Annotated in this window: 16 protein-coding genes; 5 read left to right on the top strand and 11 right to left on the bottom strand. The window is 47.3% G+C overall.

Going from position 1 to position 24,900, the window contains the following annotated elements; genetic code table 11:
- Nucleotides 1-14: 14 nt before the first annotated feature.
- The 3 genes from rhaM to DWU89_RS05800 form a co-directional block, all read right to left on the bottom strand.
- A complete protein-coding gene (rhaM, locus tag DWU89_RS05790; RefSeq protein WP_115498693.1) occupies nt 15-329 on the bottom strand; it encodes an L-rhamnose mutarotase in 315 nt (104 codons plus the stop codon).
- A gap of 165 nt (nt 330-494) precedes the next feature.
- Nucleotides 495-1,652, bottom strand: a complete 1,158-nt coding sequence (gene dnaJ, locus DWU89_RS05795) for a molecular chaperone DnaJ (protein WP_115498694.1) — start codon at nt 1,650-1,652, stop codon at nt 495-497.
- Between the two features lie 42 nt (nt 1,653-1,694).
- On the bottom strand, nt 1,695-2,297 hold the full coding sequence (locus DWU89_RS05800; protein ID WP_115498695.1) for a nucleotide exchange factor GrpE: 603 nt from the start codon (nt 2,295-2,297) through the stop codon (nt 1,695-1,697).
- Between the two features lie 227 nt (nt 2,298-2,524).
- On the opposite strand from DWU89_RS05800, the gene DWU89_RS05805 reads away from it, so the two are divergent.
- From DWU89_RS05805 to corA, 3 genes are read left to right on the top strand one after another with little or no spacing between them, the layout of a single operon-like run.
- On the top strand, nt 2,525-3,943 hold the full coding sequence (locus DWU89_RS05805; protein ID WP_115498696.1) for a PDZ domain-containing protein: 1,419 nt from the start codon (nt 2,525-2,527) through the stop codon (nt 3,941-3,943).
- 15 nt (nt 3,944-3,958) lie between these two features.
- Nucleotides 3,959-6,436, top strand: coding sequence for an endonuclease MutS2 (locus DWU89_RS05810; protein ID WP_115498697.1), 2,478 nt, complete (start codon nt 3,959-3,961; stop codon nt 6,434-6,436).
- Nucleotides 6,437-6,449: 13 nt separating this feature from the next.
- Nucleotides 6,450-7,532, top strand: a complete 1,083-nt coding sequence (corA, locus tag DWU89_RS05815) for a magnesium/cobalt transporter CorA (RefSeq protein WP_115498698.1) — start codon at nt 6,450-6,452, stop codon at nt 7,530-7,532.
- Here the strand turns inward: corA and DWU89_RS05820 are convergent.
- Nucleotides 7,529-8,134 carry a recombinase family protein gene (locus DWU89_RS05820; protein ID WP_115498699.1) on the bottom strand — a complete coding sequence of 202 codons (606 nt, stop codon included), beginning with the start codon at nt 8,132-8,134 and terminating at the stop codon, nt 7,529-7,531. The two genes, corA and DWU89_RS05820, sit on opposite strands and share 4 nt — an antisense overlap.
- Before the next feature lie 303 nt (nt 8,135-8,437).
- Here DWU89_RS05820 and DWU89_RS05825 point away from each other — a divergent pair, with 303 nt between their 5' ends.
- Nucleotides 8,438-9,973 (top strand): cobyric acid synthase, encoded by a 1,536-nt coding sequence (locus DWU89_RS05825; RefSeq protein ID WP_115498700.1) that lies wholly within the window; start codon nt 8,438-8,440, stop codon nt 9,971-9,973.
- On the opposite strand, the gene DWU89_RS05830 is transcribed toward DWU89_RS05825, so the two are convergent.
- Nucleotides 9,965-10,459, bottom strand: coding sequence for a UpxY family transcription antiterminator (locus DWU89_RS05830; RefSeq protein WP_115498701.1), 495 nt, complete (start codon nt 10,457-10,459; stop codon nt 9,965-9,967). The genes DWU89_RS05825 and DWU89_RS05830 overlap by 9 nt on opposite strands.
- 134 nt (nt 10,460-10,593) lie before the next feature.
- Here DWU89_RS05830 and DWU89_RS05835 point away from each other — a divergent pair, with 134 nt between their 5' ends.
- Nucleotides 10,594-12,690, top strand: a complete 2,097-nt coding sequence (locus DWU89_RS05835; RefSeq protein ID WP_115498702.1) for a sensor histidine kinase — start codon at nt 10,594-10,596, stop codon at nt 12,688-12,690.
- A gap of 695 nt (nt 12,691-13,385) precedes the next feature.
- On the opposite strand, the gene DWU89_RS05840 is transcribed toward DWU89_RS05835, so the two are convergent.
- The 6 genes from DWU89_RS05840 to DWU89_RS05865 form a co-directional block, all read right to left on the bottom strand.
- A complete protein-coding gene (locus tag DWU89_RS05840; RefSeq protein ID WP_115498703.1) occupies nt 13,386-15,686 on the bottom strand; it encodes a GH92 family glycosyl hydrolase in 2,301 nt (766 codons plus the stop codon).
- 3 nt (nt 15,687-15,689) lie between these two features.
- Nucleotides 15,690-17,999 carry a GH92 family glycosyl hydrolase gene (locus DWU89_RS05845; protein ID WP_115498704.1) on the bottom strand — a complete coding sequence of 770 codons (2,310 nt, stop codon included), beginning with the start codon at nt 17,997-17,999 and terminating at the stop codon, nt 15,690-15,692.
- A gap of 211 nt (nt 18,000-18,210) precedes the next feature.
- Nucleotides 18,211-19,779, bottom strand: coding sequence for a RagB/SusD family nutrient uptake outer membrane protein (locus DWU89_RS05850; protein WP_115498705.1), 1,569 nt, complete (start codon nt 19,777-19,779; stop codon nt 18,211-18,213).
- Between the two features lie 24 nt (nt 19,780-19,803).
- Entirely contained in the window at nt 19,804-23,163 is a 3,360-nt protein-coding gene (locus DWU89_RS05855; RefSeq protein ID WP_115498706.1) for a TonB-dependent receptor, read from the bottom strand.
- A 150-nt stretch (nt 23,164-23,313) separates the two neighbouring features.
- Entirely contained in the window at nt 23,314-24,288 is a 975-nt protein-coding gene (locus DWU89_RS05860) for a FecR family protein (protein ID WP_115498707.1), read from the bottom strand.
- 70 nt (nt 24,289-24,358) lie between these two features.
- Complete coding sequence (locus DWU89_RS05865; RefSeq protein WP_115498708.1) at nt 24,359-24,898, bottom strand: RNA polymerase sigma-70 factor; 540 nt, start codon at nt 24,896-24,898, stop codon at nt 24,359-24,361.
- Nucleotides 24,899-24,900: the final 2 nt, after the last annotated feature.

The raw sequence follows: 24,900 nt of genomic DNA on the forward strand, positions 1-24,900 counted from the left end.
TCACCCGGATTATCCTAATCCATATGGAAAATTTCCTGCAGGGAAATAGATACCGGAGAGTTATCCGGATTTACATCCAAAAGATCGGACATATAGTCCCACCATTTTTGCACAATCAGATTATCCCCCATATCCTGGGAAGACGCCTCCCCTTTTACCTTTTGGCAAGCAAACAAAACATTGGTCTCTTTATCCCAATAAATGGAATAGTCACAAACTCCATTATCAGAAAGCATCTTTTTCAGTTCCGGCCAGATGGCAATATGGCGTCTTTGATATTCTTCCTCACATCCCGGCTTCAAATACATCTTAAAAGCTTCTCGTTTCATTGTCTTTCATTTTAGTCCTTATTCTTTGATGAGGCAAAAGTAGATATATTCAAACGAACACAATCTGGATAATTGTGCATATACTTTAAAAATTTGATACAGATAACAACAAAAAAAGCCATCCCCTGTTCATGGAGATGGCCTCTTGCCAACTAAAAAGAATCTTTAGTCAAACATATGTCTGAATTTATCGAAAATCTTTTCCTTTACAGACTTCTTAGGCTGGAAGTTTGGAGAGTTTTCCAGACCGTTCATGATATCCTTTTCCGAAGGAGACAATGTCTCAGGGATATAAACGCTCACATTCACAAGCAAGTCACCCGTGCCATAGCTATTGACGGAAGGAAGCCCCTTATTACGCAAACGAAGCACCTTACCCGGCTGTGTTCCCGGCTCGATCTTGACTTTCGCCTTCCCGTCGATAGTAGGAACCTCCACCGTGCCGCCCAGGGCAGCTTGGGGCACACTCAACAGCAAGTTATACAACAGGTCGTTTTCATCGCGTATCAATTCAGGATGCGGCTCCTCTTCGACCAAAATCAGCAAATCACCATTGATACCGCCGTGACGGGCTGCATTTCCTTTTCCACTCATGGAAAGTTGCATGCCTTCTGCGACACCGGCCGGAATATTGATCGTGATCACTTCTTCATCGCGAACAATTCCCTCACCATTACATTCACTACACTTCTTGGTGATGATCTTGCCTTCACCACCACAGGTCGGACATGTTGTCTGCGTCTGCATCTGTCCCAGGATCGTATTGGCGATACGCGTGACGACGCCGCTACCGTGACAAGTCTCGCAAGTTTTAGAACTATGGTCGTCCTCCGCACCACTGCCATGGCATTTGGAACACGTGACATATTTCTTCACCTTGATCTTCTTCTCCACGCCACCGGCTATTTCTTTCAGGTTCAGCTTCACTTTCACACGCAGATCGGAACCCCGGTTCACACGACGCCCGCCACGCGAACCGCCGCCAAAGCCGCTGAAACCGCCAAAGCCACCGAAATGTCCGCCAAAGATGTCGCCAAACTGGGAGAATATATCATCCATAGACATTCCGCCTCCGAAGCCACCGCCCTGTGAAGCGCCTCCTACTCCGGCATGGCCGAACTGATCGTACCGCTGCCGTTTTTGTGGGTCGCTCAGCACATCATACGCTTCGGCTGCTTCCTTAAAGTTTTCCTCAGCCTGCTTATCACCCGGGTTCTTGTCCGGATGGAACTGAATAGCCTTTTTCCGGTAGGCTTTCTTTATCTCTTCTGTCGAGGCATTCTTCTCGACGCCCAGCACTTCATAATAATCTCTTTTAGCCATCTTTGTATCTGTCTGTTGTTATTTGCTTATTATCCTGCCATCTTACTCCCCGACAACCACTTTTGCATGACGGATCACTTTGTCATTCAAGGTGTAACCGGTTTGTACGCAATCCAGCACCTTTCCTTTCATATCAGGTTCCGGAGCCGGGATCATGGCAACAGCCTCAGATGTCTCAGCATCAAAAGGCTCACCAACCGTCTCGATCGGCTTTACATTCTGCTGGGACAGGTAAGACATGAATTTAGAATAGATAAGTTCCACGCCTTCGGTAACAGCCTTTATATCTTCAGCTGTACGGATGTTCTGCAAGGCACGTTCAAAATCATCGACAACAGGGAGCAGATGAGTCAGTGCGCTTTCGCCGCCATTCTTAATCAGCTCGGACTTTTCACGCAATGTACGTTTACGATAGTTGTCAAACTCAGCCATCAAGCGCAAATGAGAATCGTTCAGCTCGTTATACTTCTTCTTGAGTTCTTCCAATTCTCCCTGTCCGTCACATTCGTCCGTCACATTGTCAGATGCAGCATTTTCGTCTGCCGCATTTACCTGTTCTTCCTGCAAATTTGTCGCATCATCAACACCCTGGCGTTCTTTTTTGTCAGCAGTTTCTTTCTTACTATTAAAATTCATCTTATTCATAACCAATTATATATTTTCATTACTATCTAATTGTCAATAAGATACCATACACATATCACACCATACATATATATGCCGGCATTATTCTTGTCGGTATCATTCACCAATATAACATCAAATATGCTGCCAACTGTTCTTACAGAACGAAAATATCTTTACCTTTGTGTAGTAAATGATGATTTTATTGTCACATACAATATAGATTAATAAAACAATAGGAATTAATTATGAAGAGAGCGATTTTGTCAGTCTTACTGCTATTTGCATTTCTTACCGGTTTTGCTCAAAACCGGAATATCTGTCGGTTAGGCATCACATACGATATCAGTCAAAGCGATCATTGGGGTAAAAACAGGCCTGTTATTACCAGTATCATTCCTTATTCCCCGGCGGAACTTGCCGGAGTGAAGACTAATGATATCATCATGGCCATCGACGGCGTCCAGACGTTGGATATCTCGCCCGAGGAAATAGAAGAGATGTTGAACCCGGCCGGAAAAAATGAGGTGCTGCTCACTATCGGCAACCTGTCGAACCCTTCCAAGCAAGTCATGGTTAAAAAAGAATGCAAAAAAAGCAATGCCATCACGGAAGAACAACTGGCGACCGCTTTTTCCATGTATAGTCTGGAGACAACCAGCGAACGCGAATTTGTCTGCCCGTTCAAGACGACAGTCACGGCCGATCCGGTCGATTTCGGAAAATTCAAGACTTTCGCATTCTCTGCCATAGACGAGAACAACAGTAAGCTGGAAACAGTTATCAACGAAAGCATTGAAAAGGAACTGACTAAAAAAGGAATGACAGTCGACGTGGACAGACCCGACATTCTGGTACAGACATTCTATTTCTTTGACAAGAATCCGAACTACAAGGGAGCAAACAAAATACTGATTGAAAAAGAGCCCGTGTATCGTTACAACTTCCTCCAAAGCAAAATGGAAATATTCCCGTTCCTGAATCCGACAGCTGCAGAAACAGAGGCGGAATACCTGCTTCAGTTCGGTTTCCGCCTGATCGACCAGCGGGATGTGCCGGGCCGGATACTTTGGGAGTGTGAAGCAAACGAGTTGTTGGAAGATTCATACCGCCTGGACGAATATGCCCGTATCCATGCACCGTTGATGTGCATGCAATATCCGTACACCAAGTACCGCCGCAATGTGCCGTTCAAAGTCAACCAGAAGACATACAACTATACAGGTTTGAGCTATGACATCGACCGTATGGAACTGGTTACCGATGTCGACAAGAACTCTCCGGCCTATGCTGCCGGCTTGCGCCCGCGCGACGTTGTGGAAAAGATCAACAACCACAAGATGGATAACACGACGGAAGAGTTCTCCGCCGCTTATAAAGGATTTATCACCAACACGATGAAATACCGCGATCCGAAAACCCGGTTTACGGATGCCAACGGATTTAAACGCTGTATGTTCTGGGATACATTCAAATACTCGCAGGTGGCCGATGCGATCCAGAAGTCCGGAAACAAAGCCGCCTATTCTTACTTATATTATTACGCCCCTTATATCAACCCGTCAGGCAACAACGCCTGCACGTTCGATATCAAGCGGGGGAAGAACAAAATGGAAATCATCGTCCGTCCGACCATTCGCCGGTCTGTGACGGTCGAAGTAAAATAAAGCATTTACAAGAACGTGATATACCCACAAAACTTCGAACAGAAAACGGGCTTCGATAAAGTCCGCCATTTAATTTCAGAAAAATGTTTAAGTCCGCTCGGAGAAGAGCGGGTGGCGGAGATGGAATTCTCCGCCGACTTTCAAACCGTAACCGAACGCCTGGAACAGACAGACGAATTTGTCCGCATCCTGCATGGAGAAGACGAGTTTCCCGCCAGTTACTTCTTCGATGTGCGTTATTCGCTGAAACGAATACGCCCGGAAGGAACCTGGCTGGACGAAAAGGAGCTGTTCGACCTGAAACGGTCACTCCAGACTATCAACGACATCATCCGTTTCTTCCGTCCCTCCATGGAAGAGGGAGAAGAGATCAAATATCCCGCCCTGACAGCTCTCGCCGGTGATATTATGGTGTTCCCGCAACTGATCGGAAAGATAGATGCCATCCTCGATAAATTCGGGCGTGTAAAAGACAACGCCTCCCCCACGCTGGCACAAATACGGAAAGAGATATCCGCCACAATGAGCGGTATCTCGCGCAGCTTGCAATCGATCCTGCGCGCCGCCCAGTCAGACGGGGTTGTCGACAAAGATGTAACGCCGACCATGCGCGACGGCCGCCTGATGATCCCTGTCGCCCCCGCCTTCAAGCGAAAAATCAAAGGGATCGTACACGACGAGTCGGCCAGCGGAAAAACAGTCTTTATCGAACCGGAAGTCGTGGTGGAAGCAAACAACCGTATCCGGGAACTGGAAGGAGACGAACGCCGGGAGATCATGAAGATATTAACGGAGTTCACCAATTTCGTGCGTCCGTCAGTGCCCGACATCCTCCAATCGTACGAGTTCTTAGCCGAGATCGACTTTATCCGTGCTAAAGCCTTGTTTGCCGAACAGGTGAACGGGATCAAGCCGGTTGTCGAAAACAAGCAACAAGTAGACTGGATCCGCGCCTCGCATCCCCTGCTCTACCTCTCACTGCAAAAACAAAACAAACAGGTCGTCCCACTGGACATCATGCTGGAAGAGAACAAGCGGCTGCTTATCATTTCCGGTCCGAACGCAGGCGGAAAATCAGTCTGCCTGAAAACAGTCGGACTGCTGCAATACATGCTACAATGCGGGCTGCTTATCCCGGTATATGAAAGTTCGAAAACAGGCCTGTTCGACAACCTGTTTATCGATATCGGCGACGAACAAAGCATCGAAAACGACCTGAGCACATACAGTTCCCACCTGACGAACATGAAGTTCTTCGTGAAGAACTGCAACAGCAAGACGCTGATCCTGATCGATGAGTTCGGCAGCGGCACGGAACCGCAGATCGGTGGAGCCATTGCCGAAGCCCTGCTGGACCGTTTCAACCGGAACCACAGCTATGGCGTCATCACAACCCATTACCAGAATCTGAAGCATTTCGCGGAAGATACGGAAGGGATCGTCAATGGAGCCATGCTCTATGACCGCCACCTGATGCAGCCCCTGTTCAAGCTGTCCATCGGAAACCCGGGCAGTTCTTTCGCTGTCGAAATAGCCCGGAAAATCGGTCTGCCGGAAGATGTCATTGCCGACGCATCCGCCAATGTAGGTTCCGACTATATCAATATGGACAAATACCTCCAGGATATCGTGCGCGACAAACGCTACTGGGAAAGCAAACGGCAGAACATCCGCCAACAGGAGAAAAAACTGGAAGATATCACCGCCCGCTACGAGCAGGACCTCGAAGCCGTAAGCAAACAACGGAAAGAGATCATGCGGACTGCCAAGGAAGAAGCACAGCGCATCCTCGCCGAAGCCAATGCCAAGATAGAAAATACGATCCGCGAGATCAAAGAGGCCCAGGCGGAAAAAGAGCAGACCAAGCTGGCCCGCAAAGCACTGGAAGAGTTCAAAGCTTCCGTGATAGCCGCCGAAGAGGAAGACGACAAAATCGCCCGCAAAATGGCCAAACTGCAAGAGCGCAAAGAGCGTAAGAAGCAAAAGCAGAACACGCCGGCATCCAAGCAGACCTTCAACCGCGATGTCATAGAAGTGGGCGACAATGTCCGCCTCAAAGGACAAATGTCTGCCGGGACAGTTATGGAACTGCAAGGCAAACAGGCTGTCGTAGCCTTCGGCATGATCAAAAGCACCGTCAAACTGGATCAACTGGAAAAGGTCAGCAAAGGCCAGATCAAGAAGGAAATCCAGAAAAGCACCTTTGTCAGTGTCCAGACAGCCGACGATATGCACGAAAAGAAATTGAACTTTAAGCAGGAGATCGATGTTAGAGGTATGAGGGGAGACGAAGCATTGCAGGCGGTGACCTATTTTGTCGACGACGCCATACAGGTCGGTGCGGCCCGCATACGCATCCTGCACGGGACAGGGACAGGCATCTTGCGCCAGTTGATACGCGACTACCTGCACTCCGTGCCCGGCGTCCGCCAGTATCACGACGAACATGTCCAGTTCGGAGGTGCCGGCATAACTGTCGTAGAACTCGAATAAAAAACATAAGGGTATGAGGCGAAAAGAATCCGTGCGCCTACACAGGCACAAGCATATTTCAAACCGGCACCTGGCCGAACGGTATTATTATGCAGGTGAACATGAAACAGTCACGAACATTCGCCTCACCCAATATAACGCCACCAACCTGCACACACGGAATCTCAGAACAGACGAAACATCATTCCGCAAATTGGCCGATGCAAACAGCATCAACTGGTTTCAAGTGAGCGGCCTGACCGATTCGGAAGCGATCACCCGCATGGTCAACGAGTTCGGGATGCATAACCTGGATGCCAAAGACATCCTGACGCCCCAGCACGTGGTCAAAATAGAAGAATACGACAAGCACACGCTTATCATACTCAATTCTTCCTATTACAATGCCAATATGGAACTCAACTCCGAACATATCAGCCTGTTGATTACGGGAAATGTCGTGATCAGTTTTACGGAAAGCAATAATCCGGTGTTTGAAGACGCCTACAAAGCATTGGAATCCAATATGCTGAATATCCGGAAGAAAGGTAGCGGGCTACTGTTGGCATTCCTGCTTAACACCATTATCGCCAACCTGGTGGAAGCGGCCTCCAAAGTGGAAGAGATGCTTGAAGACATCGAGGAAACCCTGCTTGACATCAAAAACGACCAGGGAAACATGGGACAGTTGATCCAACAACACCGGAAAGAATATATGATTATCAGGAAAAACAGTCAGCCGCTGAAAGAACAGTTTGCCAAACTGCTACGTACCGAAAACGGGCTCATAAGCCCCGACATCCTGCCGATCTACAACGATTTGTCCGACCAATTGCTATTTGTTATCCAGACAACAGAGAGCTGCCGGGAAATTATCTCCTCTCTGGTCGACCTGTATATATCCAATAACGACCTGCGCATGAATGCGATCATGAAACGTTTGACTATCGTTTCCACACTCTTCATTCCGCTCACATTCCTGGCAGGTATATGGGGTATGAATTTCAAGATTATGCCGGAGTTAGACTGGAGATACGGATATGGCATAGCCTGGTCGCTTATGCTGCTCACAGCAATTGTAACCTGGCTATACATGCGGAAAAAGGACTGGTTTTAGAGTCCGTAGTTCCGTTTGAACATATAATACGTATTTCTGGAGACATTAAAACGCTTGCAAATCTCAATCACGGTGTCTCCGCGTTCGAGCATACTGATCACCTCCTCTTTATGCGCATCCAAGAAAGATTGTTTAGCGGCCGATCCTTTCGGACGCCCTAAAGGACCTCCCGTGTTCTTCTTGTGGGTCAAGGCCTCTTTTGTCCGGGTGGACATCAAACTATGTTCGATCTCGGTTACCAGATTGAATACACTTCCCATAACTGGAAGATTTAAGGCGCCATCCAAGGCATACCGGTCTTTTATGCTGTAGACCTGAACTCCTTTTTCCATGCAGCGGCTCATGATTGCCATGACCTCCGACAAAGTGCGTCCAAGGCGGGAAATGTCCAAAAATATCAGCGTATCCCCTTTTTGCATACGGTCTACAACCATATCGATATTACGTTCGTCTTCCTTTCCTTTACCGAAACCGATAGTGACATCCGTAACCCACTTATCGACATTCATCTGATGATCCGACGCAAAGCGTTTTATTTCATCTTTCTGTATTTCAAGATGTTCTTTGTTAGATGTTCCAACTCTCAAATAAGCTATTATCATATTTCCAGAAACTTAATAATTAAAAAACATAGAACCAATGTTTAATTTTCGGTGAAGATACGAAAAGTAATAATAGTACAATAGCTAAACTTTCCATTTTATTTCAAGAAAATGTTAGGAACCCTCTCTTTTCCACCACAAATCGAGTCGTATGCGAACAGTTATTCCACTAAAAATGACAGCCCGGACAAAATACCGGATAACCGGCGATTTATGACCCTTTCAATATCTTTCCAACTTCTATGAAATTCATATTTTTTCGTTAGCTTTGCAGTTTCAACCGTTAAATAACAATTTTCAGAAATGAAGCAGCACCTTAAACCGATCATGTTTGTCGGAACTTGTTCCGATGCAGGTAAAAGCGTTATCAATGCAGCATTTTGCCGCATATTCAAACAAGACGGATATCATCCGGCTCCATTCAAGGCGCAGAACATGTCGCTGAACTCCTACTCCACTCCCGAAGGCGGAGAAATGGGGCGTGCCCAGGTCGTACAGGCGGAAGCCTCGGGGATCGCCCCGCATACGGATATGAATCCGGTGCTGCTGAAACCGACGAACGATAAGAACTCGCAGGTCGTACTGAACGGACGTCCGGTCGGGAATATGTCGGCCAAGGACTATTTCGGAATGAAAAGCCAGAAGGAGAAACTGTTCGAAGAAGCAGTGAAAGCCTTCAAACGCCTGGAAAGCCGCTACAACCCGATCGTACTGGAAGGCGCCGGAAGCATTTCCGAACTGAACCTACGCGACCGCGACATCACCAATATGCGGATGGCCATGCAGACCGAAGCAGCCACTTTCCTCGTTGCCGACATAGACCGGGGCGGCGTTTTCGGCTCAGTCTATGGAACAATCGAACTGCTGAGACCGGAGGAACGAGCTTTGATGAAAGGTATTATCATCAACAAATTCCGGGGCGACTCTTTTCTGTTTGATGACGGCAGAAGGATAATCGAAGAGCTGACAGGCATCCCTGTGGTCGGTGTCATCCCCTGGTTTCGCGATATCAAGATCGAAGAAGAAGATTCGGTCGCCCTCGACATGAAGCACAACACATACCGGGATGGAAAAATCAACGTGGCGATTATCCTGTTAAAACGGATGTCCAATTTCACTGATTTCGATGTGCTCGATATGGACCCTCGTTTCAACGCCTATTACACGAACAACATCGACGAAATAGAAAAAGCCGACATCATCCTGCTACCCGGCTCCAAGAATACGCTTTCCGACCTGCAAAGCCTGCGGGCGAACGGCATAGCCGACGCAATCATACGCGCTCATAAAGCAGGCAAAAAGGTGATCGGAATCTGTGGAGGCTACCAGATGATGGGCGCACGGCTGGAAGACCCGGACGGGATCGAAGGCTCTCTGCCGGCTGTCCCCGGATTGGGGTTATTGCCGCAATGTACGGTCATCGAACAAGAAAAAGTAACCCGGCAAAGCACATTCGCATTCCTGCCCGGAAAACATATAGAGACACACGGTCACCACGTAGAGACGCACGGCCGTGCGTCTCTACAACAACATTGTCATGGCTATGAAATCCATATGGGACGAACCGCCCTGCTCGGTGACGCACCCGAAAGCCCGGTGGCAATCCTCAGCGACGGACGGACGGATGGCTACTATCTGGACAATAGCTGTTGGGGCAGTTATATACATGGAATACTGGACAATCCGGAAGTACTGGACAACCTGGCCGAAGGTTTCGACAAGACAGCCGAAAGCGCACCATTCGATTATGCCGCCTTCAAGGAAGAACAATACGACAAGCTCGCTGCCTTAGTACGCGAACATGTCGATATGGAGTATATCTACCGGCAGTTACTTTAAACGGTCCACCCGGGCCACGTCATCCATTTTCACACAGACTGTGGCCCCCAACTGTTCAAGGTAAAGGAGCAGATGGTTCTTCTTGACCTTCTTCACCTTACCGGACACGTGCTTCATCGCCCCGCAAAGGATTTCCACCTCTTCGCCGGGACACAACGTATGGTTGGAGGCTTGCTCGAGAAACTCTTTTATGGCGTCGATCTCCCTTTGGCGCACGATGGCCGGTTTCCCGTTATAGTAGACAATACGGGCAACACCGTACACCCTGATCAAATTCCTTAACTCCGGATCGGTGCAACGTACGAACAAATAAGAATTGAATAACGGGACCTCCACAATCTTGACGCGGTCCGACCAGACCCGGGGTGCACGATGAAGCGGAAGCCAGCACTCCACTCCCAACGCATCGATCCGTCCTTTCACCTGTTTTTCCGCACGCGGAGATGTATATAAAACATACCAATTAGTCTTATCTGCAACCTTCATGAACTCTTTTTTCTCTTTGATCCATATACAAAGATACAATAAATCCCCGACATAAGAATATATCCTCCAAATTCGCTTGAATCTCAATAAATATCTATAAATTTGCATTAATCAATGAATATGTCTGTTTCAAAATGAATACATACGAATACACACGAGAAGATCTGATAGAAGAAAACATCAGCTCCAGCAAAGTCTTGGTCAATACAATCGCATTGCGGAGAACGATCTCGGATGTCCTTACCCTTTTGCTTAGCGCCAATGACAATGCAGCCATTGACAACGCCTTATTATCCATTCTACGTTTTTTTGAAGTAGAGCGCGTATATATCGGTATTTTTGACGAAACCTGTTCCGTTGTCGACTTCACCCACGAAGTCACGTCCGACGGAATAATCTCCATGCGGGAAGATATTTTGCGGCAATTGACCGACGAGGATATTCCCTGGTGGATCGAACAAATTAAAACAGGAAAAGATATCATAATTTTCGATACGGCAAAAATGCCGGAAGAAGCGGCCACCGAACAACATATGTTGAAGCTGCAAGAAGTTCTTTCCCTTTTGGCATTACCGGTTTCCAGCGCAGGTAAAATCTGTGGATTCATCGGTCTGGACTCTGTCCGCCGGCACCGTACCTGGAATGCCCTCGACATTGAAAACCTGCGAATATTGGCAGATATCGTATCTATTGCCATTGAACGGGAACACGACAAGCATGTCATGGAACACTCGGCAAACCTGATGCTGAAGAGCGAAGTCAAATTCCGTATCATCTTCGAAAAGTTGCCCTGGGGAGTCGAACTGTATGATGCCGACGGCACCATGCTCGACCTGAATGATGCCGATTTGGAGATATTCGGAACGACACGCGAAAATGTGATCGGCGTCAATATGTTCCGGAATCCGAACATCCCGGAATGGGTCAATCAGAAACTGAAAAAGGGAGAAGACGTGACCTTCACGCTGGACTACAACTTCCATATTGTCAGAGAAGAGGGATATTACTCCACATCCATCGAAGATGAAACCAAGCATCTGCTGGTGAAAGGTGTCGCCTTAAAAGACATCCAAAACAAGATATTCGGATACCTGTATATCGTTTTCGACAACTCGGAGGACCACCATAAAACAGAACAGATCGAATACAACCTGATAAAACTGAGAACTGCCGTCGACACCGGCGAATCTTTCATCTGGGAATATGACACAGCCAAACAAACCTTTTCAGTGGATTTAAGCCTGAATAAAAATATAGACAAAAATCCAGCCCTTTCCTATCTGAAAAAGCATCAGCCCAGAACCCTGGAAGATTTTATCAGCACGCTTCATCCGGACGACGTAGACAAGATTTACAACCGGAAGCTCAAGCGTTTGATGAACGGAGAGATAGACAACTATATAGCCATCTACCGACGTATCTTGGGCGGAAAACAGTTCTGGTTCAACTCCAATGTCCGCTCCTACAAATTTAATGAAGACGGCACACCCAGCAAAATCATCAGCTACACCTCCAACATCACCGAACAGCGTGAAAAGGAAAACGAACTGATTCGCGTCAAGGAAGCCGACAAACTGAAATCGGCTTTTCTTGCCAATATGAGTCATGAGATCCGCACACCGCTGAACGCCATTGTCGGCTTTTCCGATATCGTAGCAGAGACATCGGACGAAGAAGAACGAAAAGAATACTTGGAAATCATCCATAAGAACAACGATCTGCTTCTCCACCTGATAGACGATATCCTGGATTTTTCCAGAATAGAATCGGGCACATTCGACTACCATATTACCGAAACGGATATCAAAGAAATCTGCGGGGAGGTATTCTTAGCAAGCTCGCTGAAGATGAAACCGGGTGTAACGTTGGTATTCGATAAGGACCTGCCTTCCATCCGTTTGAAAACCGATCCCCAGCGCATCATGCAGGTTGTGTCGAACTTCGTCAACAACGCCATCAAATTCACCGAAGAAGGAAGCATCACAATCTCTTATAAAAAAGAGGGGAACAACCTGCGCGTAAGCGTACAGGATACAGGTATCGGCATTTCCGAAAAAGACCGCTCCCGCATATTCGAGCGTTTCATTAAAATAAACGAATTCAAACAGGGAACCGGCTTAGGCCTCACAATCAGCAAAACAATCATCGAAAATCTGCAAGGCACAATCGGGGTAGATTCGGTTCAAGGCTCGGGCTCCACTTTCTGGTTCAGCTTGCCACTTACTTTTTGAACCAAACAGACCTCGTAGGGGCGGTTCGCGAACCGCCCTGCAAATTTTAAAAATAGACAATAACCCCCTGTTTCGACTATTTTTCTATTTCGTCCGAAATCTTGATCGATTTTGGATTGACTCTTTTTGCGGTTCAAGCTCCCCTTTCTGACAATAGGAAAAACGAGGTGCGCAGCCTGTTTCGAAAAGCATTCTTTTTGATTGACAGAAAGCATAAATGCCGTCAAAGTGATAAACCTTAACTCCCGGAGAATCGAATATTTGCGGACGAAGGTGGACGGCGTCCCAAATATCCCAAGGAAATTTTGGAGGCTTGTTGCGATGAGGTGCGCAGAAAATTGCCTTGAAGTAACGCTTCATCGCTCTGAAGGTTGACTTCGTGCTATATGAAGTCAACCTTCAGAGCAACAATGTTCCGGGTCAGAGCGATAAAGTCCCTCTTCATGGCGATAAGGTGCCGGAACATAGGAAAAAGCCCCTTTTTGACGGCTGAAAAGTGGGTTGACGTTTGTTTTGTTTCGGATGTTTTTTTACCCTGAAAAATACGTTTTTTACAATAAGCCCCATGCCGCAGGAGGTTCAAAACTTGCCAAATTTGAGGATAACTCGGACAGTCCTATCATATAAAATAAAAGCCTGAAGTCGCAAAAGCGCGGCTCCAGGCTTCTTATCAGGTTGTATAATCTTTTTACTTATTATTCAGGCATCGGGGCGGCTGAAGGCGGCGGGGTTGCGAGGCCCCATTCCTTATTCGCTTTCGGACCCATTTTCACATTCAGGATACCGCCGGATGCAATCTGGCTGTGGTCGAACCACGGCTGGTTCAACGTTGCGCCGTTCAAGGAGGCAGACTGTATATATTTGTTTTTGCCGGAAGCACCGTCTGCTACGATCTCGAATACATTGCCGTTACCCAGGTCGATCTTCACGCTCGTAAAGACAGGGCTGCCGACATTATAGGTGGGCGATCCCGGAGTAACCGGATAGAATCCCATCATACTGAACACGACGAATGCAGACATTCCGCCACCGTCTTCATCACCCGGAACACCCATCAGGTCGTTGCGGAACCATTGATCCAGCAACACGCGGATGCGTTTCTGTGTCTTCCAGGGCTGTCCGGCATAATTATACAGATACGGGATATGAAGGCTCGGCTCGTTTGCCATTGAAAACATGCCGACATTACCGGTATGATCCGGCAGGAAGGAATAGAATTGCCATTTGGACATACCTAACGGCGTGTCGAACATCGAGTCGAGATCGGCTGTAAAGGCTTCGTTGCCACCGACAAGCGAAACCAGGTCGCCGATGTTATGCTGCACGTCCCAACGATAGACATAACCGTTATTTTCGTCATAATAATCGCGTGCACCCAGGCCTCCGGAATAACGATAGTCCACGCCTTCGATAAACTTGCCGTCTTTATCCTTCGGATGGAAGAAACGGGTGGCAGGGTTAAAGAGGTTCCGGTAGTTGTAGGACTGGCGGAGGTAATAGTCTGCCTCATCTTTCTTGCCCAACTCGGCGGCGATCTGCGACAGACACCACTGATCGTAGGCCGTACCCAACGTAACGGCTACCGGCTGACGTTTTTCCCAAGGAGAGACATTTGCGACTGTTTCCTTTTCTCCGGGTTTCAAAGCCGGGATATAACCATGTTCGCGGTAGAACTCGTCCAACCAGCCGGACGGAGCGCCGGACCAGGGGATCAGCGTCTTTTCTTCGATACCGGCTTTGGCAGCCTGATACGCTTTTTCCAGATCGAAACCGCGCACGCCTTTCCGCCAGGCGTCGATGACAGTTGCCACGGCATGGTTGGAGTTCATGCGGCGTGAATCGCCTGTCACTTCCGGGAAAGTAGGCATCCAGTTCGTTCCCATCTGCTGGGCCATCAGCAGGTATGAGTTGATAATATCCGTCTCACGCTCGTTGTCGATCAGGATACGGAGCGGATGAGTCGCCCGGTAAGTATCCCAAATCCAGTCGTCGGTATAAAACGAATGGCCGCCGTCTTCGTGTATCTTTCCGTCGAAAGCGCTGTAATACTTTCCGTCTTCGCTCAGGTTGACCGGACGTTCATAGCAACGGTACAAAGAGGTATAAAAGACAGTCTTGTCGTTCTCTGTTCCTCCCGTCACCTGGATTTTACCTAACGCATCGTTCCAGTCGTTACGGCCGATCTCGGCAATCGCATTCACATCATAAGAAGCGATCTCGCGTGCCAGGTTCTTTTTTGCCTGCTCGGCGCTGATGAACGAGATGCCATAGCGAACGCCAACCTCTTTCTGTTTACCGTAAGACAGAACCAGGGCTGCGTTACGGCCTTCGGCTGAAGATTCGCCGTACTTCACTGTTCCGTCTGCCAGGACACCGCATTTCTCAGGTGTCTTATCTGTTTCGGCATACAGGTAAACCTTTGTTTTCTTATCCACATACTGGAAACCGCTGACGGCATTTCCCTCCCATTTCAACTCTCCGTTGCGGCTATTGAAAACCAAATAGGCCGGAGCGTCTTTCTCGAATGTGAGGCTGTAAACCGCACTCTGGTGGGAAGGTGCAAAGTCCACATCGATATTAGCATCGTCCAGGTAGACCTGATAGCGGTAAGGCACGATCTTTTCCTGGTCGTAGCTATATTCGATGACCGGCTTCAAGCCGTTCTCCGTCCCCTGATAAGGGCTCAGGTTGAAAGCCGAACTTCCGCGGTGGCTGGTCACGATAAGCGGCAGTCCGCTCAATTTATCACCCGTAAAATCTCCCCGTTCGGGATAGACACGCATCATGCTGTTAGGCAGATGAACAGTCGGATAGGTCGGGACCAGCAAGTGGCTGATGTTTCCCATATAGGGATTGACATATTCCACCGGGCCTTTCTCCATGCCGTCTGCCACAGCTTGTTTCCCTTTGACATAATACTTGTTGAATACCAACACCAAGGCAACCCCTACCAGGATGCCGAATAAAAACTTACCAATTTTTTGTAATCGCTCCATCGTTTATCTCTTTTGTTTATCGTTCACTGAGAATGAATACGGGAAATCTTCCGGGTTCACGCCTCTCTGCATATTCGGCTTGTCGCCCATCTGGATGTCCAGCACACCGCCTTTCAACAGTTCGAAGTGTTCCAGGTAGTTCTTCGTATAGTTTTTTCCATTGAATGTCATCGATTCAATGTAGATGTTCTTGTCGCTGTTGGCGGGAGCATTGATCACCAGGTTCTTTCCGTTCTCGAAATGCAGTGTGGCTTTCTTAAACAGCGGAGCGCCGAGCACGTACTGTGTCGTTCCGGGAGCAACCGGATAGAATCCGAGGGCGGAGAAGACATACCAGGCGGAAGTCTGCCCGTTATCCTCGTCACCGCAATAACCGTCAGGAGTCGGCGAGTACATACGGTTCATCACCTGGCGCAACCAGTATTGGGCTTTCCAGGGTTCGCCTGCATAGTTATACAGATAGATCATGTGCTGGATCGGCTGGTTGCCGTGTGCATAGTTACCCATGTTCATAATCTGCATTTCGCGGATTTCATGGATCACCTGCCCGTAATAACTGTCGTCGAATACAGGCGGCACGGCAAATACGGAATCCAGCATGGCCACAAACTCCTTTTTTCCGCCCATCAGGTCGATCAGTCCCTGCGGGTCGTGGAAGACAGACCAGGTGTAGTGCCAGCTGTTGCCTTCCGTGAATGCATCGCCCCATTTCAGCGGAGAGAAGGGGGCCATAAAGGTACCGTCCTGGTTCTTACCGCGCATCAGCTTGGTTTCCTTGTCGAACAGGTTCTTATAATTCATTGCCCGCTTTGCATAGAGGTCCAGTTCCTTTTTAGGACGGCCCAGATCTTTGGCTATCTGGTAGATGCACCAGTCGTTATAGGCATATTCCAGTGTGCGGGCTGCATTCTCGTTGATTTTTACATCGTAAGGCACATAGCCCAGCTTGTTGTAGTATTCATATCCGAGACGGCCGGTAGAGGAAACGGTCGGATGTACATTTTCCGTTCCGTGGATCAGGCCTTTATAGAGCGTTTCCAGGTCGTCCACCTTTATGCCTTTCATATAGGCATCGACCAATACGGAGGCAGAGTTGTTGCCGACCATGCAACCGCGATGTCCAGGACTTGCCCATTCGGGGAAGAACCCGCTTTCTTTATAGGTATTAATCAAGCCTTCCTGCATCTCCTTCGCCATCGTCGGATACATCAGGTTCAGGAATGGGAACAGGCAACGGAATGTATCCCAGAAACCGGTATCGGTAAACATATAACCCGGCAGCACCTCGCCGTTGTACGGGCTGTAGTGCACCACTTTTCCGGCAGCGTCGATTTCATAGAACTTGCGCGGGAACAGCAGCGAGCGGTACATACAGGAATAGAACGTGCGGAACTGGTCCGTCGTCCCTCCTTCCACTTCGATCTTGCCCAGTTCCTTATTCCAGGCATCCTTGCCTTTCTGAACCAGTGTATCGAAGTTATCGTTGCCCAGTTCCTTCATGTTGACGGCTGCCTGGTCGAAGCTGATAAAAGAGGAAGCGACTTTTGCATGCACGATTTCTCCTTTAGCCGTCTTGAAACCGATTACCGCTCCGACATGGTCGGAAGTCTGCTCGCGTGCGCCTTCTTTCAGGGCTGCATCCGCAAAAGTTGCTTCGTAGGTGAACGGTTTGTCGAATTCGATGATGAAATAGTTCTTGAAGTTATCGGGAACGCCGCCACTATTCTTGGTCGTATAGCCGATGATCTTGTTTTCTTCCGGGATCACCTTTATGTAAGATCCCTTATCGAGTGCGTCCACTACGATGTAAGAATGTTCGTTTTCGGGGAAAGTGAAGCGGAACATGGCGGCACGGTCGGTCGGTGTCAGTTCGGTCTTCACATCGTGCTCGGCCAGATAGACTTCGTAATAATACGGTTTGGCGATTTCGCTTTTATGTGAAAACCAACTGGCGCGTTTATCCTCGTTGAACTCCGGAGCGCCAACAACCGGCATGATGGCAAACTGTCCGTAGTCGTTGATCCAGGGGCTCGGCTGGTGGGTTTGCTTGAAACCGCGTATTTTGTTGGCCGTATAAACGTATGCCCATCCGTCGCCCATCTTTCCGGTCTGCGGTGTCCAGAAGTTCATCCCCCAGGGACGCGCAATGGCAGGATAGGTATTACCGGTCGACAATTCAAAAGTCGACTGCGTCCCCATCAAAGGATTCACATACTCCACCGGGTCGAAAGCCGCATCTGCCGCAACGGCAGGCCTTCCTAAGCTGGTTAGCATAGCAATAAGGGCAAAAGCCCATATACTTTTTTTCTTCATAATATCGTTACTATTTATATTAAAAATTTAACCATGAATATCTTATAGCGTTTATTATTCAAACGACTCTAATTCATACAAATATAATGATTATTCCAATAATAAAAAAGCGCTGAAAAAAAAAGGGGAGACAAATAGAACTGTCTCCCCTTCCAATAAATCCGTCTATATTTTGATTTCCGGTTTATCCCTCCGGATAAACCGCCGTCATTTATTTAAGAGAATAGCCGTCATTCTGGGTCAGACTCGGGTTGCGTTGGATTTCATTGATAGAAATCGGCCATAACAGGTCTGTTTTCTTAAATGTAGCTCCCGATGCATTTGTAGCACCAACCAGCTCTTGGAAATCAACTTTGCCCGCTTCCGTCTCGGAGATTACCGGGAATTTGCCGGTACGCAGACAGTCATCCCAAATCTTAAATTCCAACGGGAACTCGCGCAAACGTTCCAACCAACATTCTTTTATAAATAAATCTTTCGACAGGGCCTGCAACTCGCTTGCATATTGTGCGACGGTCTTGCCATTCATGTCGGCACGGGCTTTCACCTGCGCCAGGCAGTTGGCAGCTTCAGCCGTAACACCTGTGCTTTGTGCTATGGATTCGGCGGCAACCAACAACGCTTCCGCATAACGGAAGAAGTTCTGGTCTTTCGTTCCGCGTCCTGTTGTCAACAAAGCATCTTCATCAAACCAGTACCAACAGCCGGCTGCCGATTTCGATTCCCATACGGCTCCGGTATTCGGGTTCGTGTATTTCCAATGGAAGAACTGATTCGGCTGGATACGCAAGTCTTCCTTGTCATATACATTCAGGAAGCGGTTGGTAGGACCGTACACACGTTCCATGATCGAATAGGTTCCGAATGTAGCCACGGCAGAAGCATCGCAGGAATAAGTAGGCCACCAGTCGCCGGTATGAATAGAAGCATCATATTCGACAGCATAGATCACCTCATCCAAATCGTCTGTCGTACGAAGTTTATTAAAGGCGCTATTCATGGCAAGATCCTCGTTAGCCGTCAGTTTGTGGGGAGATTCCACAACCATTTTGGCATAAGTGGCGGCATCCGCATACTTGCCTTGCTGCAAATAAACATCGGCCAGCATCATGGCAGCCGCATATTTCGTAATACGATGTGCGTTATCTGCAAACTTGGCAGCGGGAAGGACCTCTACGGCTTCTTTCAAATCCGCCTCGATCAATGTATAAACAGTTTCAACCGGAGTACGTTCGAGATACAGGTTTTCGATCGACTCATACGGTTCGGTCGGCATCGGGACTGCTCCTAACATTTTCACCAGGTAAAAATAATTGAATGCGCGGAAGAATTTTGCTTCTGCAATCAATCTCGCGGATGTCGATTCACTCATTGCGATGTCCGGAATATGCTTGATCGCGCCGTTCGCAATATTGATAGATTTATAACACTCATCCCAAACGCCATCTATCATACTGGATACAGTACTGGTATTCTGCTGGCGGGTCAGTTCGCGCGCATATTTACAAACAACTTCCTGTCCTTCATAACTGTTCGTAAAATATCCGGTCAGCATACCGGAGATCGAAGCGTTCGGACCGATATAAGCAGAGGGAGCCTGCGCGATACGCATAACGGCTCCATTGCGATACAAGTAATTGACATTCGCCTCTGCCTGTTCTGCAGTCTTGTAATAGTCAACGGAAGTCAAGGAAGATTTAGGATTTTCATCCAGGAAATTACAGGACGTCATACCTGCCAGGCCGACGCATAATATAGCGATTGTTAATATCTTTCTCATTTTCTTCATCTGATTAATTGTTGATTAAAAAGTCACATTCACACCGAACGTAAATGTCCGGGCTCTCGGATATGAGAAGAAGGTCATATTCTGACCGAATTTGTCCATCTGGGAAGAGCTTTCAGGATCATATCCGTTAAACTCTTTCGAACAAAGCAAGAATGCATTGTTCACATTTGCATACAAGCGCAAACCTGATAAACCGAGAGATTTAATCATATTCGGCTCAAAGTTATATCCGAGCTGAATCAGGTTACAACGCAGGTAAGAACCATCGGCCACCCACTGGGAATCTGTTTTTGTATCCTGTCCTGCATGGTCTATACCGTTATGCTTGCCGCTGCTCAGGTAAATCATCTGCTGCATCGCATCCGGGTTTGTTCCGTCATAAGCATCATACAAAATGTTGCTCAAACCGTTGGTAATACCAAAACGGTCGTAGGTAGAGTGATAAAAACGCTGCAAGGTTTCGACACCCCAGACAAACTGCATATCGACAGTCAAATCAAAGTTCTTATAGCTGAATGTATTCACAAAGCTACCGGTCCAGTCAGGCAAACCTTTACCGATGATCTCTTTTTCTTCAGAACGTTTGGCACGTCCGATCTGATTCTTCTCGCAGTTTCCTGCTTCAAAATCTTCTTTGGTATATACGCCGTAACGTTTGTATCCGTAGAAACTACCCATACTTTCGCCGACACGCAGGATGCTACCTCCGTTTACCCAATCGTACATGTAGATGTCTTCGTCGTTATCGCCCAATGCCAGGATTTCATTCTTATTATAGTTCAGATTCAGCGTAGAAGACCATGTAAAGTCGTGCGTCTGTACAGGCGTACCATTAATCATGATATCCAATCCCTGGTTTCTCACCGAGCCTATGTTCTTGAATACAGAACTGAAACCGGTTGCATGGGGCAATGGACAATCCAGCAGCAAGTCTGTCGTTTTCTTATTGTAGTACGAAATATCGAAGTTCAGACGGTTCTGGAACAGGCCTAAATTGAAACCGACATCGAACTGTCCGGTTTTTTCCCATTTCAAATCCGGATTGCCCATTGTATTGATATACGACCACGGTCCCCGTTTGCCATCCAGCAAATCGGTTCCTGCATCCACATTCGCCAACGATTTGTAAGGATCAATTTCCGAGTTACCAGTCAGACCATAGCTGGTATGCAATTTCAGGTTACTGATCAGTTCGCTGTCTTTCAGGAAATCTTCCTGTGAGATATTCCATGCCAAACCGGCAGAAGGGAAGAATGCATATTTATTGTTTTCACCGAATTTAGAGGAACCGTCGACACGGGCCGTCACTGTTGCCGAATAACGGTCTTTATACGTGTAGGCAAAGCGCAGGAAGTAAGAGTTCATGGCCCATCTGTTCCAATCGGATTCGGGAGCTGAAGGATTTGTTCCTACCTGCATATTGTTTTCTTCATAGAAATCATCCGAGAAACCTTCCGTATATGAGCGGTCATAGCTTCTTGTACGTTCCTGCCAGGAAAGACCGGCCATAGCGTTCAAACGGTGCTCACCAAACACTTTATTGTATGTCAGGTAAGTTTCTTCCTGCCAGTACAAGGTATTGGTGTGATTGATTTCGGCACGTCCCTGTTGCTGCATGGAGATGTTGTTCAGGTCGCGGGCTGAATATTCCTTATAAGTACGCTGGTGAGAGTCGATACCCAACTGGGTTTTCAGATCCAGGCCATCCAACAAATGGAATGTCAGGGCCATGTTTCCGAATATCTGGGTGTTATATCTCATTCTTTTCTGCTTTTCCAGAATCATGACCGGATTCGACATACCTTCCAATCCGAACATATTGCTCTGTGTCATTGAAGTCGTACTGGTCGTATATTTGCCGTCCATATCCCGCACCGGATACCAAGGCACCATTTCAATCATGGTACGGCGTGCATCCTGTCCGCCTCCGTCTTCCGGCGTATAGCGGCCCCAAGTATGGTTCACCAACAAGTTTACGGCTGTCGACAACCAGGTAGTCGGATTGGCATCATAGGCTACTTTGGCATTCAAACGCTTGTTGTAAGTATTCATCACAATACCCTGCTGATCCGTATAGTTCAGGAAAGCACCCATAGAAGAGTTCTTGCCGGCCTGCTGGATATTGATCTGGTGGTTATGGGAGATAGCAGTACGTGTCGCTTCTTTCTGCCAATCCGTATCATAGAGCGGATTGCCATTAGCATCAAAATAATTCCGGTCACTGAACCAGTAAGAGCGGTCCAAAGACCAATCCTTACCCATGTATTCATTCTCATTGGCCAGACCGATCATGAAGGCATCACACCACTCCTGTGAATTTAGAAGATCCATGTAACGCGCCATCTGGCTAAGGCTTACAGATCCCTGATAGCTTACCTGCGTACCTTCACCACCTTTTTTACCACGTTTGGTTGTCACCATGATTACACCGTTGGCACCGCGCGCACCATAAATGGCAGCGGCAGAAGCATCTTTCAATACTTCCATGCTTTCGATATCATTCGGGTTAACCAACTGGAAGTCTTCCATAACGACACCGTCCACTACATACAACGGATCGGAAGAAGAGTTGATGGTTGCCATACCACGGATCACTACACGATTGGCATACGCACCCGGCTGGCTGGAGTTTGAAAAGATATTTACGCCGGACACTTTACCGCGAAGGTTTTCCAGTGCGCTGAAGTTTTGCGACTTTGCCAGTTCTTCGCCTTTGGCGACTCCGATAGAACCTGTAACATCCGATTTACGCATCGTACCGTAACCCACAACTACGACCTCTTCCAAAGCCTGTGAGTCTTCCGTCAGCATGACAGTAAAGGATGTCTGATTTCCAACCGGCAGTTCCTTTGTCAGATAACCGATAAAAGAAACTTGCAGGACAGCACCCTCCGGCACATCGGAAATCGTAAAGTTTCCGTCCATATCCGTCATCGTGCCGTTAGTCGTGCCTTTAATAATAACATTGGCACCGGCTACCGGACCAAATTCATCATTTACGACACCGGTAATCGTTTTACCATTCTGGGCAACGACCGGACTTGCGTTCTTTGTCAAAACGATATAATCGTTTTCAAACGCATACTTTACATTCGAACGACCGAATGCTTCACTTAAATACTGAGCGACAGTTTTATTCCCTGATTTAACGGAAACTGTTTCGTTCGTATTCACTTCATTTTTACTATAGACAAACAGATAATCCGTTTGTTTCTCTACCTGATCGATAAACTCACCGATCGTCAAATTCTTTCCGCTGATATTGACCCTTGCATTTTGCGAACTCGTTTTGGCTGCAAATGAAGAGAATACGCAAAGGAAAAGAAGGAAGGCTGAAATTCTCATGACATTTAGAAATTTCGGTTCTTTTTTCATAACTTTGCTTCGTTTACTTGTTAATACTTAATTTGTTGGAATTTTGTGTTAGCTTTAGGGCCGGTAGGTGCGGGAACACTTATCGGTCCTTTTTATATTTTCTGTTCTCTAAATCATAGGCAGTAGCATTAAATTAAAGATTAGACATGTTTAGCGTATTGTGATGCAATTCGTTTCCTCGTCCTTCACAAAAGAGAAATAATAGACTTTCTGCAGGGTTTGGAGCACACTCTCTACCCCGTCGCGCTGGCGGAACTTACCACTGAACCGGTACTGATCCAGCTTCCGGTTTTTCTGTATGATCGTTATGTCATAATAGAGTTCGAGTTTCCGGATGATCTCGCTGAAAGGGACATCGTCAAAAGCATAAATGCCTTCTTTCCACAAAAGGAAATCGGTGTTGTCATAATAGCTCTTTTCCAGCTTTTCCCCCGTCCAGAAAACACATTCATGCGGGGCGATCTGCAGGGCTTCCGCATCGTTATCGCCGCTATATACTTTGACCGAACCTTCGACCAGCGAGGCGTTAAACTCTTCATCTCCTTTATAGGCAAAGACGTTGAACTTCGTACCTAACACTTTTATATTGGCTTTCTCTGTCGAGACGATAAAAGGGGCTTCTTCATTTCGCTTCACTTCAAAGAAGGCTTCCCCGTCCAGTTCCACCCGCCGTTCTTTCTTGTCGAAGTGGTTCGGATAACGCAAAGTCGAACGGGCATTCAACCATACGGTCGTCCCATCGTGCAGTTTCAATAAGGCACGCTGTCCGGAAGGGGTGGAAAACTCTTCATAAGCAATCACCGGCTGTTCTACGGCGGGTTCCGGCCGGTTAGTGACGAGCCAAGTCGAGACAACAGCTATGCAAACGGCAGCTGCATATCCTACAATATGCCTGTAAAGAATCGCATGCGATTCTTTTTTCCTGGAGTGTTTAAACTCCAGAAGCTTTCCTACGGCACGCGGTTCATCTTCTTCCGCCGGCATCCACGAAGTCAGGGCACGAATATTCTGTACTGAAAAGAATTCTTTCTTCAGTTCGGCATCCGTCTCCATTGCGGCAAACAACTGTTTTTTCTCTTTTGCAGTTATTTCCCCGTAAAAATATTTAGTTATCAGCTCATGCATTTCTTCTGCGATTATAAAAGGGGAGCGATTATCTTTTCAGTTACCACTAAAAGACAATCGTAAATAAATATTATTTAACACTAACAAGAAATAGCAACAGGGGCAGGTAGTCTTTCAGTTCGACACGAAGTTTCTTTAAAGCTATGGCGATATGGTTCTCCACCGTATTTGCCGAGATATTCAGTTCTTCGGCGATTTCCCGGTATTTCATTCCTTCAATACGGCTTTTTAAAAATATTTCACGACAACGTTCCGGCAGTTTATCAATTGCATTTGCAATTACTTTCTCGATTTCTTCCTCTGATGAAAAGGTATAGTTCAGCTGTTCGAGAGACATCAGCTTAAAGGATAGTTCCTGTTTATATTCTTCCGCCACCACCTTATGGCGAAGATAATCGAGGCTCCGGTTCTTTACAAGTGAAAAAAGATAGGAAACCAAGCTGATGCGGATATCCAGCACTTCCCGCTTCTCCCATAGAAGAAGGAAAACATCCTGAACCACGTTCTCGGCATCTTCTTCAAACACGACATATTCTTTTGCAAAACGGAGCATACGCGAATAATACATGACGTATATTCTATCAAAGCTATTCTGTATGTCCTTTCCCATAG

The sequence above is a fragment of the Parabacteroides acidifaciens genome, from assembly GCF_003363715.1.
GTDB lineage: Bacteria > Bacteroidota > Bacteroidia > Bacteroidales > Tannerellaceae > Parabacteroides > Parabacteroides acidifaciens.

Excerpts from the sequence above, each read along its gene's own strand:
- rhaM (WP_115498693.1), bottom strand. The coding sequence starts at position 329 with ATGAAACGAGAAGCTTTTAAGATGTATTTGAAGCCGGGATGTGAGGAA.
- dnaJ (WP_115498694.1), bottom strand. The coding sequence starts at position 1,652 with ATGGCTAAAAGAGATTATTATGAAGTGCTGGGCGTCGAGAAGAATGCC.
- DWU89_RS05800 (WP_115498695.1), bottom strand. The coding sequence starts at position 2,297 with ATGAATAAGATGAATTTTAATAGTAAGAAAGAAACTGCTGACAAAAAA.
- DWU89_RS05805 (WP_115498696.1), top strand. The coding sequence starts at position 2,525 with ATGAAGAGAGCGATTTTGTCAGTCTTACTGCTATTTGCATTTCTTACC.
- corA (WP_115498698.1), top strand. The coding sequence starts at position 6,450 with ATGAGGCGAAAAGAATCCGTGCGCCTACACAGGCACAAGCATATTTCA.
- DWU89_RS05820 (WP_115498699.1), bottom strand. The coding sequence starts at position 8,134 with ATGATAATAGCTTATTTGAGAGTTGGAACATCTAACAAAGAACATCTT.
- DWU89_RS05825 (WP_115498700.1), top strand. The coding sequence starts at position 8,438 with ATGAAGCAGCACCTTAAACCGATCATGTTTGTCGGAACTTGTTCCGAT.
- DWU89_RS05830 (WP_115498701.1), bottom strand. The coding sequence starts at position 10,459 with ATGAAGGTTGCAGATAAGACTAATTGGTATGTTTTATATACATCTCCG.
- DWU89_RS05835 (WP_115498702.1), top strand. The coding sequence starts at position 10,594 with ATGAATACATACGAATACACACGAGAAGATCTGATAGAAGAAAACATC.
- DWU89_RS05840 (WP_115498703.1), bottom strand. The coding sequence starts at position 15,686 with ATGGAGCGATTACAAAAAATTGGTAAGTTTTTATTCGGCATCCTGGTA.
- DWU89_RS05845 (WP_115498704.1), bottom strand. The coding sequence starts at position 17,999 with ATGAAGAAAAAAAGTATATGGGCTTTTGCCCTTATTGCTATGCTAACC.
- DWU89_RS05850 (WP_115498705.1), bottom strand. The coding sequence starts at position 19,779 with ATGAGAAAGATATTAACAATCGCTATATTATGCGTCGGCCTGGCAGGT.
- DWU89_RS05855 (WP_115498706.1), bottom strand. The coding sequence starts at position 23,163 with ATGAAAAAAGAACCGAAATTTCTAAATGTCATGAGAATTTCAGCCTTC.
- DWU89_RS05860 (WP_115498707.1), bottom strand. The coding sequence starts at position 24,288 with ATGCATGAGCTGATAACTAAATATTTTTACGGGGAAATAACTGCAAAA.
- DWU89_RS05865 (WP_115498708.1), bottom strand. The coding sequence starts at position 24,898 with ATGGGAAAGGACATACAGAATAGCTTTGATAGAATATACGTCATGTAT.